Source organism: Mycobacteriales bacterium (genome assembly GCA_035504215.1).
Taxonomy (GTDB): Bacteria; Actinomycetota; Actinomycetes; order JAFAQI01; family JAFAQI01; genus DATAUK01.
Genome location: DATJSI010000106.1, coordinates 1 through 13,333, shown reverse-complemented (window position 1 = coordinate 13,333; position 13,333 = coordinate 1). Strand labels below are relative to the sequence as shown.

At 70.2% G+C, this 13,333-nt stretch carries 17 protein-coding genes; 14 read left to right on the top strand and 3 right to left on the bottom strand.

Going from position 1 to position 13,333, the window contains the following annotated elements; genetic code table 11:
- A partial coding sequence (locus tag VME70_13205) for a peptide chain release factor N(5)-glutamine methyltransferase (GenBank protein ID HTW21157.1) occupies nt 1–438 on the top strand: 438 nt, incomplete at its 5' end.
- Nucleotides 435–1,091 (top strand): L-threonylcarbamoyladenylate synthase, encoded by a 657-nt coding sequence (locus tag VME70_13200; protein HTW21156.1) that lies wholly within the window; start codon nt 435–437, stop codon nt 1,089–1,091. The genes VME70_13205 and VME70_13200, both read left to right, overlap by 4 nt.
- A gap of 10 nt (nt 1,092–1,101) precedes the next feature.
- Here the strand turns inward: VME70_13200 and VME70_13195 are convergent, their stop codons facing one another.
- Nucleotides 1,102–1,590, bottom strand: coding sequence for a hypothetical protein (locus VME70_13195; GenBank protein HTW21155.1), 489 nt, complete (start codon nt 1,588–1,590; stop codon nt 1,102–1,104).
- 185 nt (nt 1,591–1,775) lie between these two features.
- On the opposite strand from VME70_13195, the gene glyA reads away from it, so the two are divergent.
- The 12 genes from glyA (at nt 1,776) to atpD (ending at nt 12,108) form a co-directional block, all read left to right on the top strand.
- Complete coding sequence (gene glyA, locus VME70_13190; protein HTW21154.1) at nt 1,776–3,047, top strand: serine hydroxymethyltransferase; 1,272 nt, start codon at nt 1,776–1,778, stop codon at nt 3,045–3,047.
- Between the two features lie 13 nt (nt 3,048–3,060).
- The gene (locus VME70_13185) at nt 3,061–4,173 is read left to right on the top strand and encodes an MraY family glycosyltransferase (GenBank protein ID HTW21153.1); all 1,113 of its coding nucleotides are present in this window, start codon (nt 3,061–3,063) and stop codon (nt 4,171–4,173) included.
- 60 nt (nt 4,174–4,233) lie between these two features.
- A complete protein-coding gene (locus VME70_13180; protein HTW21152.1) occupies nt 4,234–4,806 on the top strand; it encodes a hypothetical protein in 573 nt (190 codons plus the stop codon).
- Between the two features lie 27 nt (nt 4,807–4,833).
- On the top strand, nt 4,834–5,124 hold the full coding sequence (locus VME70_13175) for an AtpZ/AtpI family protein (protein HTW21151.1): 291 nt from the start codon (nt 4,834–4,836) through the stop codon (nt 5,122–5,124).
- Between the two features lie 10 nt (nt 5,125–5,134).
- A complete protein-coding gene (locus tag VME70_13170; protein ID HTW21150.1) occupies nt 5,135–5,527 on the top strand; it encodes a hypothetical protein in 393 nt (130 codons plus the stop codon).
- Entirely contained in the window at nt 5,524–6,270 is a 747-nt protein-coding gene (gene atpB, locus VME70_13165) for a F0F1 ATP synthase subunit A (GenBank protein HTW21149.1), read from the top strand. The genes VME70_13170 and atpB overlap by 4 nt, the downstream gene beginning before the upstream one ends.
- A gap of 62 nt (nt 6,271–6,332) precedes the next feature.
- Nucleotides 6,333–6,566 carry a F0F1 ATP synthase subunit C gene (locus VME70_13160; protein HTW21148.1) on the top strand — a complete coding sequence of 78 codons (234 nt, stop codon included), beginning with the start codon at nt 6,333–6,335 and terminating at the stop codon, nt 6,564–6,566.
- 20 nt (nt 6,567–6,586) lie between these two features.
- The gene (locus VME70_13155; protein ID HTW21147.1) at nt 6,587–7,153 is read left to right on the top strand and encodes a F0F1 ATP synthase subunit B; all 567 of its coding nucleotides are present in this window, start codon (nt 6,587–6,589) and stop codon (nt 7,151–7,153) included.
- Entirely contained in the window at nt 7,153–7,980 is an 828-nt protein-coding gene (locus tag VME70_13150) for a F0F1 ATP synthase subunit delta (protein ID HTW21146.1), read from the top strand. The genes VME70_13155 and VME70_13150 overlap by 1 nt, the downstream gene beginning before the upstream one ends.
- A 23-nt stretch (nt 7,981–8,003) precedes the next feature.
- Nucleotides 8,004–9,695, top strand: coding sequence for a F0F1 ATP synthase subunit alpha (atpA, locus tag VME70_13145; protein ID HTW21145.1), 1,692 nt, complete (start codon nt 8,004–8,006; stop codon nt 9,693–9,695).
- Between the two features lie 3 nt (nt 9,696–9,698).
- The gene (locus tag VME70_13140; protein ID HTW21144.1) at nt 9,699–10,637 is read left to right on the top strand and encodes a F0F1 ATP synthase subunit gamma; all 939 of its coding nucleotides are present in this window, start codon (nt 9,699–9,701) and stop codon (nt 10,635–10,637) included.
- 22 nt (nt 10,638–10,659) lie between these two features.
- Nucleotides 10,660–12,108: a F0F1 ATP synthase subunit beta gene (gene atpD, locus VME70_13135; protein HTW21143.1), complete on the top strand. Its 1,449-nt coding sequence runs from the start codon at nt 10,660–10,662 to the stop codon at nt 12,106–12,108.
- A 10-nt stretch (nt 12,109–12,118) separates the two neighbouring features.
- Here the strand turns inward: atpD and VME70_13130 are convergent, their stop codons facing one another.
- Together VME70_13130 and VME70_13125 are read right to left on the bottom strand one after the other, a co-directional pair.
- Entirely contained in the window at nt 12,119–12,739 is a 621-nt protein-coding gene (locus VME70_13130) for a hypothetical protein (protein ID HTW21142.1), read from the bottom strand.
- A 3-nt stretch (nt 12,740–12,742) separates the two neighbouring features.
- The coding region (locus VME70_13125; GenBank protein HTW21141.1) for a glycosyltransferase at nt 12,743–13,333 on the bottom strand (591 nt) is incomplete at its 5' end.

The following is a 13,333-nucleotide window of genomic DNA, read 5'->3' as shown; positions in this document are numbered from 1 at the left end:
GTCCACCTGGTCGAGCGGTTCCCGGCTGCCTTCGAGTGGCTGCAGCGCAACGCAGACGCACTCGACGCCGGGGATCGCGTGCAGCTCCACCTCGCCGACCTCGGCGACGCCCCGACCGGGCTCGGCCGATCCGTCGACGTGGTCGTGTCGAACCCTCCTTATGTCCCTGCGGACGAGTACGACCTGGTCGAGCCCGAGGTCCGCAACCACGACCCGGGCGAGGCGCTGTGGGCCGATGACGGCGGGCTCGCCGTGATCCGGCGGGTGGCGGAGCGCGGCTTGGGACTGCTGCGACCCGGGGGGACGTTGGTCGTCGAGCACTCCGAACGCCACAATCGGTCCGTGCCCGAGCTGCTCCGCGACGCCGGCTACCGCGACGTCACGGACCACGACGACCTGACCGGCCGGTCCCGGTTCAGCGTCGGGAACGCGCCGTGAAGACCGGCGTCTTCGACTGCTCGCGCGAGGACGAGCGCGCCGAGGGCATCGACGCCGCCGTCCAGGCGGTCCTGCACGGCGAGCTGGTCGTGCTCCCGACCGACACCGTGTACGGCGTCGGCGCCGACGCGTTCTCCGCGGTCGCGGTCGAGGCCCTGCTCGCTGCCAAGGGCCGTGACCGGAGCATGCCGGTGCCGGTCCTGGTCGGGAACGAGCACATGGTCGACGCGCTGGTCGAGAGCCTGAGCGACACCGCCAAGGAGCTGATCGAGGTGTTCTGGCCCGGCGCGCTGACCCTGATCGTCAAGCACACCGCGCACCTCGCCTGGGACCTCGGCGAGACCAAGGGCACCGTCGCCGTACGGATGCCCGACAACGAGATCGCCCTCGAGCTGATCTCGCGCACCGGCCCGCTCGCCACCTCGAGTGCCAACCGGTCGGGGCACGAGCCGGCCACCACGATGCTCGACGCCCGGCTTCAGCTCGGCGCCGCCGTCTCGGTCTATCTCGACGGCGGGCCGACCAGCGGGCCGGTCGCGTCCTCGATCGTCGACCTGACCGGGGACGTGCCGCGGGTGCTTCGGGCCGGCGCGCTCGACCTGGACCGGCTGCGCGAGGTCGCCGCCGACATCGAGACGTCGCCGGCGACCTAGGCGCAGCCGGTCAGGCGACCCCTGGCGCGGTCTCGAACACGGCGAGCGCCCGCAGGTGCGCGGCGAGGGTGTTCGCCAGCCGCTGCGGCGTGGTCGGGCGATGGGTGACGAGCATCCGCGCGAGGAACAGCACGGACAGCTGAAGGCCGAACGCCGGCCGGGTGCCCACCCGCCCGTGCCCGTCGCCGCCGGACGGCACCACTGACAGCGGGGTCGGCCGCGCGCCGGACTGCTCCGCGAGCTCGGTCAGCGCCGCCTCGGTGAGCAGCCGCGCCTCCGCCACGAGAATCGGCAGGTCCTCGCGCTCGGCGGGGGAGCCGCTGGTCGTCGTACGCCGGATCGTCACCGAGCTGCGCAGCGCCTCCGCGATCAGCCACCAGACCGTCGTGGGGATCCCGTCGTCGGCCGGCTTCGCCGACAGCAGCGCGGCAAGGGCCGCATCACCGACCGAGTCCTCGAACAGGTCCTCGGTGCCCAGATCTGACAGCTGTGTGGTCATCGGCGTCTCCTACGGTCCGATTTGCCCCGTGTGGCTGACCCTCTTGAACCGACCTGAGCACCGTATGAGCCGTTCCTGTGCCCTGGCTGTGTGTGTGCCTGGGCCTTCGCGGCGGGGGTACCGGAATAGAGTGAGCGGGCCTTCACGCGCTCGCCACGACCCGTCCGGACGAGGGACTGATCGACATGACTGACGCCACCCCGTTCTGGGGACCCGACTTCGACGCGCTGTCAGAGAGTGACCCCGAGATCGCGGTGGTCGTGCTGAACGAGCTCGACCGGCTGCGCGGCGGCCTGCAGCTGATCGCGAGCGAGAACTTCACCTCGCCCGCCGTGCTCGCCGCGCTCGGGTCGACCCTGTCCAACAAGTACGCCGAGGGCTACCCGGGCAAGCGCTACTACGGCGGCTGCGAGATCGTCGACAAGGCGGAGACGATCGGGATCGAGCGGGCCAAGGCGCTGTTCGGTGCGGAGCACGCCAACCTGCAGTCGCACTCCGGCGCGAGCGCGAACCTCGCCGCGTACGCCGCCCTGCTCAGCCCCGGCGACACCGTGCTCGCGATGAGCCTGCCGCACGGCGGCCACCTGACCCACGGCAGCAAGGTCAACTTCTCCGGCAAGTGGTTCAACACGGTCGCCTACGGCGTGCGCGAGGACGACGAGCTGATCGACTACGACGAGGTGCGCGAGCTGGCTCGCGAGCACCGGCCGAAGATGATCATCTGCGGCGCGACCGCCTACCCCCGGCTGATCGACTTCGAGGCGTTCCGCTCGATCGCCGACGAGGTCGACGCCCGCCTCATGGTCGACGCCGCGCACTTCATCGGGCTGGTCGCCGGCAAGGCGATCCCGAGCCCGGTTCCGTACGCCGACATCGTTACCTTCACCACGCACAAGGTCCTGCGCGGGCCGCGCGGCGGGATGATCGTGTGCAAGGAGGAGCTCGGCGCGAAGATCGACAAGGCGGTCTTCCCGTTCAGCCAGGGCGGCCCGCTCATGCACGCGGTCGCGGCGAAGGCGGTCGCGCTCAAGGAGGCGTCGACACCGGACTACCAGGCCTACGCCCGCCAGGTGATCGCCAACGCGCAGACCCTCGCCGAGGGGCTCGCGGCCGAGGGCATGCGCCCGGTCAGCGGCGGCACCGACACCCACCTCGCGCTGATCGACCTGCGCGGGGTCGGCGTCACGGGCAAGGACGCCGAGGCCCGCTGCGACGCCGCGCGGATCACGCTGAACAAGAACTCGATCCCCTTCGACCCGGAGCCGCCGTCGATCGGCTCCGGCGTGCGGGTCGGCACCGCGGCGGTCACGACGCAGGGGATGGGCGAGGGGGAGATGAAGGAGATCGCCGGGCTGATCGCCCGCGCGGTCCGCGACTCCGACGGGACCGCCGCAGCCGAGATCGGCGCCGCCGTCGGCGGCCTCGTGACGGCGCATCCGGCGTACCCTCGGGGCTGAAGGAGCATCGGCGGTGCGCGAGTACGTCCTTACCGGGGTGCTCGTGGCGGCGGTCACCTATCTGCTGACCCCCTACGCGCGCCGCTTCGCCATCGCCACCCACTCCTACACCGAGGTCCGCGAGCGCGACGTCCACACCATCCCGACACCGCGGCTCGGCGGTCTGGCGATCTTCGGCGGGCTGTGCGCTGGCCTGCTGGTCGCGAGCCGGCTGCCCACCCTGCACCGGGCGTTCCAGACCAGTGACATCAGGGGTGTCCTGCTCGGCGGGCTGGTGCTCGTGCTGCTCGGCGCGGCCGACGACCGGTGGGGGCTCGACGCGCTGACCAAGCTCGCCGGCCAGATCCTGGCCGCCGGGATCATGGTCCTCAACGGCGTGCAGCTGCTCTACCTGCCGATCCCCGGCCAGGGCGCGCTCTCGCTCGGGCTCGACCTCGGCGTGCCGCTGACCATCCTGTTCGTGGTCGTCACGATCAACGCGATCAACTTCATCGACGGGCTCGACGGGCTGGCCGCGGGGGTCGTGGCGATCGCGTCGCTGTCGTTCTTCGCCTACTCCTACGAGCTGTCCGTGGTGCACCACTTCGACCGCGCGACCGCGCCGACGCTCCTGACCGCGGTGCTCGCGGGAGCCTGCATCGGGTTCCTGCCGCACAACTTCAACCCGGCGCGGATCTTCATGGGCGACTCCGGCTCGATGCTGCTCGGCCTCGTGCTCGCCGCAGCCACGCTCAGCCTGACCGGCCAGCTCGACCCGAACGCGCTGCCCGCCGACGACTTCGCGCCCGGGCTGCTGCCGCTGCTCCTGCCGCTCGCGATCGTCGCCGTACCGGTCGGAGACCTGGTTCTTGCCGTCGTACGCCGAAGCCGCGCCCGTCAGGCGCCGTGGGCGCCGGACAAGCAGCACCTGCACCACCGGCTGCTGCGCCTCGGGCACTCGCACGCCCGCGCGGTGCTGATGATGTACGGCTGGTCCGCGCTGATCGCGGGCGGCACGGTGACCGTCGCGCTGGCGCACCACCGCCCCCTGCTGATCCTGTCGTTCGTGCTGATCGCCGCGGCGATCCTGCTGGTCGCGAGCAGCGTGCCCCGGCTGCGGCTGGCGCACCGGACATCGGGCCACTGACCGCCTGCTGCATCGGTTAGTGTCCGGTCGGGGGACGCTCGCCCGGATCAGGAGTGCGTGATGCGGATCACACCTTGGCGGTTCTCGCTCGCGGCGATCGGCGCGGCCGCGCTCGCGCTCGCCGGGGGCTCCGCGGGCGCCGCGACCCCGGCTTCGTCGGGCGCCCACCAGGCCCACCACAAGGTCGGCGACAAGTGCCTGGTCGGCACCTGGCTCGCCGGGCACAGCCGGACCAGGACCGAGTTCGACGGCCACTCGGTGGTCATGCACGCCGGCGGCGGCGACGTCATGCACGTCACGAAGTCGGGGACCAACCATGACAACTGGAAGAAGTCGCTCCCGCTGACCGGCCACTTCCAGGGCCACCCGCTCACCGAGGTGATCCGCGGCACCAACACCCAGCTCCTGCACGCGACCAAGGTCGGCAAGCACCTCGAGCTGACCGTGACCGAGCGCGGCTGGAGCGCGGGCAGCACCAACCGCTACACCTACCGCGGCCACCACCGGCCGGGCTACCTGAGCCAGGTCGGGGTGCACACCTACCGGTTCACCTGTACGGCGACCACGCTCACGCTGCTCGGCCCGAAGGGGCACCGGATCGGCGTCGCCACCCGCACCAGCCGCAAGCCGTGAGCCCCGGCCGGACCGGCTGAGCCCGCCATGGCCCCTCCCGCCAACCGCCCGACACCGAACGCCGGCACGCTGCTCGGGATCGGGTCGATGTTGGGCGTCTGCGTCGGTCTCGGCGTCTTCCTCGGCGTCCTCGGCGACCGGGCGTTTGGCACTTCACCCCTGCTCGCCCTGCTCGGCGTACTCATTGGTATCTTGGTTGGCGCCGCCGGCGCCTACCAGGTGATCCGGCCCTATACGCGCACCAGCCCAGTTCCATCAGACCCAGTTCAAGCCGACCGAGCCGAACCAGACAATGACGTCCGATCCGACGACCGGTGAGAGGAAGACGGTGGCCCTCGACGCTCAGTGGAGCGCCGTCGCGCGCGGGTATCGCAACGCGTTGATCCTCGCCGGTGGGCTGGGAGTTGCCGCGATCGTGGCTGCCGTCGTCGCCGGGTCGCCGCTGGTCGGCGTCTTCCTGTGCGTCGGCCTCGTGCTCGGCGGGTTCAACGCCCGCAAGCTGTGGACCGACACCCAGTCCCTCGACGCCGCCGCCGCCAACCCGCGGGGCGCGGTCATGCGGACCTCGCTGTCCCGGCTCGGGATCATCACCGTCTTCGCGATCCTGGTCGCCCTGGTCTACCGGCCGGACGGCTGGGCGGTGTTCGTCGGGCTGGTGGTCTTCCAGCTGGTCATGATGTCGGTGCTGCTGGGCCCACTTCGCCGGGTCGTGGCCCGATGAGCCCCACCACCGCGCGGGTTCTCGCCTCGACCATCGAGGTCGGCGACCACCCGCACGTGAAGTTCCTCGGCCTGACCTTCAACGTCGACACGATGTACACCACGACGATCGCCGCGGTCGCCACCGTGCTGTTCCTGTGGTGGGTGACCCGCAAGGCCACCAGCGAGGTCCCGGGCCGGGCGCAGATCATCGTCGAGACGGTGCTCGGCCAGACCCGCACCTATGTCGAGGACGCCGTCGGGCACGACGTCCCGCCGTGGCTGGTGCCGCTCGGCTTCTCGCTGTTCATCTTCATCCTGTTCTGCAACTGGCTGGAGTGGATCCCGTCCGGCCACCATCCGGAGCGGCTCGGCCCGCCCACAGCGGACATCAACCTGACGCTCGCGCTGATGGTCGTGGTGGTGGTCGGCTACACCTACATCGGGTTCAAGCGCAAGCATTTCCGGTACGTCACGAACATGATCACGGCCAAGCCGCCGGTGGTCGGAGCGTTCATCGCGATCGTCATCGACCAGATCGCCAACCCGCTCGCTCTGGCGCTCCGACTCTTCGGCAACGTGCTCGCGAGCGGAGTGATGCTCGCGGTGATCGCGTTGCTGCCGGTCTACCTGTTCTGGATGTACGGCCCGTTCAACGTGATCTGGAAGCTGTTCGACATCGGGCTGATCTTCCCGATCCAGGCCTTCATCTTCTCGTTCCTCACCATTTTGTACTTCGGCTTAGCGCTGGCCGACGAGCACTGACGCCCAATGCCGGGCGTCGCATCTAAGGAGAGAAAGTGGCAGTAGAGACAACAGGGGCGGCGATCAAGACCGCTGGCGGTCTGATCGGCGGTGGTCTCGCGCTCGGTGGCGGCGCCATCGGCGCCGGGGTCGGTGACGGAATCGCCGGTAACGCGCTGATCAGCGGGATCGCACGGCAGCCGGAGGCACAGGGCCAGCTGACCGGTCAGTTCTTCCTGACCGTCGGCCTGGTCGAAGCGGCGTACTTCATCAACCTGGCGTTCGCCGCGCTGTTCGTCTTCGTGCTCGGCAAGTGACGTTGGCCGTGCCCAGCACCATGCATCATCCTGCCGTCGAAGCGGCGAACAACTTCCTGGTTCCGAACGGGACGTTCTTCTTCGAGCTGATCTGCTTCCTGGTCGTGCTCTACATCCTCGGCAAGAAGATCATCCCGAGGATCACGAAGCTGATCGACGAGCGGCAGGCGGCGATCCGCAAGCAGTTCGAGGACGCCGAGGCGGCGAAGACCCGGCTCGAAGCCGCCGAGGTCGAGTACAAGGAGGCCCTCGCCGAGACCCGCCGGGAGGCGTCCAGGCTGCGCGAGCAGGCCCAGGCCGAGCGCGCAGGGATCGTCGAAGAAGCGCGCACCGAGGCGCAGGCCCGGGTCGAGGAGATGCTGGCCAGCGCCGAGGAGCGGATCGAGACCGAGCGGCAGCAGACCATCCTCGCGCTGCGCAACGAGATCGGCGAGCTCGCGATGACGCTCTCCGAGCGGATCGTGCACGACTCGCTGCGACGTGACGCCCGCCAGCGCAAGCTGGTCGAGGACTTCATCGCGGGTGTCGGCGCCACCGAGCTGGTCGAGGCCGAGCACGCCGGTTCGGGCCCGGTGGAGCAGGGCTGATGCAAGGAGCCAGCCGCACATCGCTGTCGATGCTGCGCGAACAGCTGCCGACCGACGGCGACCTGATCGGCCTGTCCGAGCAGCTGTACGCCGTCGTCTCGCTGCTGATGACGCAGGGCTCGCTGCGCCGGGCGCTGTCCGACCCGGCGACGCCGTCGAAGACCAAGGCCGGCGTCGTCGACAGCCTGTTCGCGGAGCGGCTCGACGCTCCGGCGCTCGAGCTGGTGCGCGCCGCGGCCCGCTCGCGCTGGTCGCAGCCGCGGGACCTGCTCGACTCGCTGGAAGAGCTCGGCATCGACGCGTCGCTCGCGGCGGCCGAGGCGGCCGGCCAGCTCGACGAGGTCGAGGACGAGCTGTTCCGCTTCGGGCGGATCCTCGACGCCGAGCCGGAGCTGCGGTCGGTCCTCACCGACCGCAACCTGCGCGGGGAGCCCAAGCGCGAGCTGCTGCACACCCTGCTCGACGGCAAGGTGACCGACGTCACCTTCGCGCTGCTCGAGCGTGTCGTCCTCGAGCCACGCGGCCGGACGATCGAGCACGCCTTGCGGGACCTCTCGAACCTCGCCGCCCAGCGGCGCAACCGGCTGATCGCGCACGTCACGACCGCGGTCGAGCTGACCGAGGACGAGCAGCGCGATCTCGCGGCCGCACTGAGCGAGACCTACGCGCACGAGCTACGGCTGGAGATCGTGGTCGACGAGTCGTTGATCGGCGGGCTCACGGTCCGGGTCGGCGACGAGCTGATCGACGCGAGCGTCGCGCGCCAGCTCGACGAAGCCCGCCGCAAGCTGACCGGCGTTTCGGGCACTCGCCCGCGCCGGGCATAGAACAGAGAACCGAGGAGCAGTCAGTGACCGAGTTGAGCATCCGGCCCGAGGAGATCCGAGCCGCCCTCGAAGGGCTGGTCTCGTCCTACGACGCCACGACCGAACGCGAGGAGGTCGGCGTCGTCATCGACACCGGCGATGGCATCGCCCGGGTCGAGGGCCTGCACTCGGCCATGACGAACGAGCTGCTGGAGTTCGAAGGCGGCCTGCTCGGCATCGCGCTGAACCTCGACGTCCGCGAGATCGGCTGCGTCATCCTCGGCGAGTCGCAGGGCATCGAGGAGGGCCAGCAGGTCCGCCGGACCGGCAACGTGCTGTCCGTCCCGGTCGGTGACGGGTTCCTCGGCCGGATCGTCGACCCGCTCGGCCGCCCGCTCGACGGCAAGGGCGACGTGTCCTCTACCGAGCGCCGCGAGCTGGAGCTGCAGGCCCCGAACGTCATGTCCCGCCAGCCGGTGAAGGAGCCGCTGCAGACCGGGATCAAGGCGATCGACTCGATGACCGCGATCGGCCGCGGCCAGCGTCAGCTCATCATCGGCGACCGGCAGACCGGCAAGACCGCGGTCGCGCTCGACGCGATCATCAACCAGCGCGACAACTGGAAGTCCGGCGACAAGAAGCAGATCGTGAAGTGCGTCTACGTCGCGATCGGCCAGAAGGGCTCGACGGTCGCGCAGGTCCACAACGCGCTGCAGGAGGCCGGCGCGATGGACTACACAACCATCGTCGCCGCGCCCGCGTCGTTCCCGGCCGCGTTCAAGTACATCGCGCCGTACGCCGGCTCCGCGATCGCCCAGCACTGGATGTACGCCGGCGAGCACGCGCTGATCATCTTCGACGACCTGTCGAAGCAGGCCGACGCCTACCGCAACATCTCGCTGCTGCTCCGGCGGCCGGCCGGCCGCGAGGCCTACCCGGGCGACGTCTTCTACCTGCACTCGCGGCTGCTCGAGCGTTGCGCCAAGCTCTCCGACGACCTCGGCGGCGGCTCGCTGACCGGGCTGCCGATCATCGAGACCAAGGGCAACGACGTCTCGGCGTACATCCCGACCAACGTCATCTCGATCACCGACGGGCAGATCTTCCTCGAGACCGACCTGTTCAACTCCGGCGTGCGTCCCGCGATCAACGTCGGCGTCTCCGTCTCCCGGGTCGGCGGCAACGCGCAGACCAAGGCGATGAAGGGCGTCGCGGGCCGGCTGCGGCTCGACCTCGCGCAGTACCGCGAGCTCGAGGCGTTCTCGGCGTTCGGCTCGGACCTCGACAAGGCATCGAAGGCGCAGCTCGAGCGCGGTGCCCGGCTGGTCGAGCTGCTCAAGCAGCCGCAGTACACGCCGTACCCGGTGGAGCGCCAGGTGGTCTCGATCTGGGCCGGCACCTCCGGGTCGCTCGACGACGTGCCGACCGAGGACATCTCGAAGTTCGAGCGCGAGTTCCTCGACTACGTCGGGCGCCAGCACAAGGGCATCTACGACGAGATCCTCTCCGGCGCGCGGGTCGAGGGCGGGCTTGCCGAGCAGCTCGAGAACGCGATCAGCGACTTCAAGAAGCAGTTCGAGACCTCGAGCGGCGAGGCGATCGGCGGCGACGACCTGAAGTCGAAGGTCGAGGAGGACGAGGCCGAGGACTCCGCCGGCACGAGCGACGACGGCGGCGATGACGGCGACACCGACAACGGCGACGACGGCGACGACGGCAACTCGGACGAAGCCTGACCGATGGGTGCCCAGCTTCGCGAGTATCGGCGACGGATCAAGTCGGTCCAGTCGACGAAGAAGATCACGCGCGCGATGGAGCTCATCGCGGCGTCCCGGATCGTCAAGGCGCAGCAACGGATCACGGCGTCACGCCCGTACGCCGAGGCGATCACGGGCGTCGTGCGGACGGTCACCGCAGAGGGCGTCGTCAACGCGGAGCATCCGCTGGTCACCCCGCGCGAGAACCCGTCGCGGGCGGCGCTGCTGGTGATCACCAGCGACCGCGGGCTGGCCGGCGGCTACAGCGCGAACGTGCTTCGCGCCGGCGAGCAGGCCACCACCCGGCTGCGCGAGAACGGCATCGAGACGATGCCGTTCCTCGTCGGGCGCAAGGCCCTCGGCTACTACCGCTTCCGCGGTCGCGACATCTCGCACAACTGGACGGGGTTCTCGGAGCAGCCGTCGCTCGAGGACGCGCGCCGGGTCAGCGCTGCGCTGCTCGAGCAGTTCGTCAAGGGATCCGACGACGGCGGTGTCGACGAGATCCACATGGTCTACACGCACTTCATCTCGATGGCGTCGCAGAAGGTGGTGGCGCTCCGGTTGATCCCGCTCGACCCGGAGGACTTCGCCGAGTCGGACTCCGAGTCCGGGTCGGACGACGGCGGCTCGGAGGGAGCCAGCGGGCTGATCGAGTTCGAGCCGGAGGGTGTCGGCGTACTCGACGCCCTGCTCCCGCGCTATCTCACCGCGCGGATCTTCGCCGCGATGCTCGATGCGGCCGCGAGCGAGCAGGTCGCCCGGCGGCGCGCGATGAAGTCGGCGACCGACAACGCGGACGATCTGATCAAGCAGCTGACCCGCGATGCCAACTCGGCCCGGCAGGCCGAGATCACGCAGGAAATCATGGAAATCGTCGGCGGCGCAGAGGCGCTCGCCGGCTCAGGGAGCGAATTGTGACCGCCGGATCAGGGAGTACTCAGTGACCGCCACGCTTGAAGAGCAGTCGACGACCGACGAGGGCGGTGGGATCGGCCGGATCGTCCGGGTGATCGGGCCTGTCGTCGACGTCGAGTTCGCGCCCGACGAGATGCCGGAGATCTACAACGCGATCGAGGTCGAGCGCACGCTCGGGGACGACACGAGGACGCTGACCCTCGAGGTCGCCGGCCACATCGGCGACAACATGGTGCGCGCGATCTCGATGCAGCCGACCGACGGTCTGGTGCGCGGCTCGCAGGCCAAGGACACCGGCGCTCCGATCTCGGTCCCCGTGGGCGACGCGACGCTGGGTCATGTGTGGAACGTGCTCGGCCTGCCGCTCGACGTCGACATCTCCACGATCGAGGTCAACGAGCGCTGGCCGATCCACCGCCCGTCGCCGCCGATCGACGAGCTCGAGCCGCGGACCGAGATGTTCGAGACCGGCATCAAGGTGATCGACCTGCTCGCGCCGTACGTGCGCGGCGGCAAGATCGGGATGTTCGGCGGCGCCGGCGTCGGCAAGACCGTCGTCATCCAGGAGATGATCCGCCGGGTCGCGCAGCAGTTCGGCGGTCGCTCGGTGTTCGCCGGCGTCGGCGAGCGCACCCGTGAGGGCAATGACCTCTACCTCGAGATGGAAGAGGCCGACGTCCTCAAGGACACCGCGCTCGTGTTCGGTCAGATGGACGAGCCGCCGGGCACCCGGCTGCGGGTCGCGCTGGCCGGCCTGACGATGGCCGAGTACTTCCGCGACGTGCAGCGCCAGGACGTGCTGCTGTTCATCGACAACATCTTCCGGTTCACCCAGGCCGGCTCCGAGGTGTCGACGCTGCTCGGCCGGATGCCCTCGGCCGTGGGCTACCAGCCGACCCTCGCCGACGAGATGGGTGAGCTGCAGGAGCGGATCACCTCGACCCGCGGCCACTCGATCACCTCGCTGCAGGCGATCTACGTGCCCGCCGACGACATCACCGACCCGGCGCCGCACACGACGTTCGCGCATCTCGACGCCACGACAGTGCTCTCGCGGTCGATCTCGGAGAAGGGGATATACCCGGCGGTCGACCCGCTGGACTCGACCTCCCGCATCCTCGACGCCCGGTACGTCGGCGACGAGCACTACCAGACCGCTCGGCGTACCCAGGAGATCCTGCAGCGCTACCGCGACCTGCAGGACATCATCGCCATCCTCGGCATCGACGAGCTGTCCGAGGAGGACCGCATCACGGTCAACCGCGCGCGCCGGATCGAGCGGTTCCTGTCCCAGCCGTTCTTCGTCGCCGAGCAGTTCACCGGCATCCCCGGGAAGTTCGTGCCGCTGGCCGAGACGATCGACTCGTTCAAGCGGCTCTGCGAGGGCGAGTTCGACGAGGCGCCGGAGCAGGCGTTCTTCATGTGCGGCGGCGTCGAGGACGTCGAGGCCAACGCGCGGCGGCTCGCCGAGTAGGACGCTCTCGCTACTGGTCGATCAGCGAGTGCCCGCCGTACGACACAACGAGCGCGTCGACCACGGCCCGCTGGTCGGCGGCGACGTCCTCGGCCGGCCTGGCCGGCAGCAGGTCCAACCAGTCCGGCAGGCACGACCCGCGCAGCTGGAGCAGCCCGAGCGGGCGGGCGAGGAACCACACGTGCAGATGCTCGCCGCCGTCGCCCCAGATGTTGACGTGCACGCGGGCGACGCCATCGAGCGTCTTCACCGCACGCTCGATCGCGACCAGCAGGCGGCCGAGCTCGGCCGCAAGCCCACCGTCGAGCTCGCCGAAGTCGAGATGCTCGCGCGGCATCAGCAATGCGGCGAACGGCAGGCCGACCGGCTCGCCGGGCGGCACCAGTAGCCAGCGTTCGTCGCCCCAGAGCGCCTGCTCCTCGCCGAGGGCGCAGCGGGCGCACGGTGCACCACCCTCCTCGCCGGCTCGCGGCGGCTCGGGAAGCACCGGCGGGGACAGCGGGCGAACCCGCAGTCCCTCGGTCTCGAACGGGAAGATCTCCGAGTCGGTCACCGACGACGGGACCGGCAGCCGGCCGTCCGTTGACGCGGCGACCACGCGGTCGTAGAACTCCTGCGGCGTCTCGGCCATGTCCTACCCCTGCCGGGCGCCGTTGCGGCGCGACGAGTAGTGCCGGGCCATCCAAGGCACCAGCCAGGCCGCCTCGGCGGCGATCCGCCAGTCCATCTTCGAGCTGCCCGCGCGCCGAGCGTGGAACGTGATCGGCACCTCGACGATCCGGGCGCCGGCCCGAGCGGCCCGCACGGTCATCTCGATCTGGAACGCGTAGCCGTCGCTGCCGGTGGCCTCGCCGATCAGCTTCGCCAGCAGCGTCGCGCGCCAGGCCTTGAAGCCGCCGGTGAGGTCGTTGACCTTGGTGTGGACCAGCAGCCGGGCGTAGCTGTTGCCCCCGCGGGAGAGCAGGCCGCGGGCCCCGACCAGGCCGAGGCTGCTCCCGCCGGGGACGTAGCGCGAGCCGATCACGAGGTCGGCGTCCTCGGCGGCCGCGACCAGCCGGTCGACATCGCTCGCCGCGTGCGAGCCGTCCGCGTCCATCTGCACGACGACGTCGTACTGGTCGAAGGACAGCGCCCGGGCGAAACCGGTGGCGTACGCCCGGCCGAGACCGAGCTTGCCGGGGTTCTCCAGCAGGTGGACGCGCTCCGGCTCGGCCACCATCGCCGC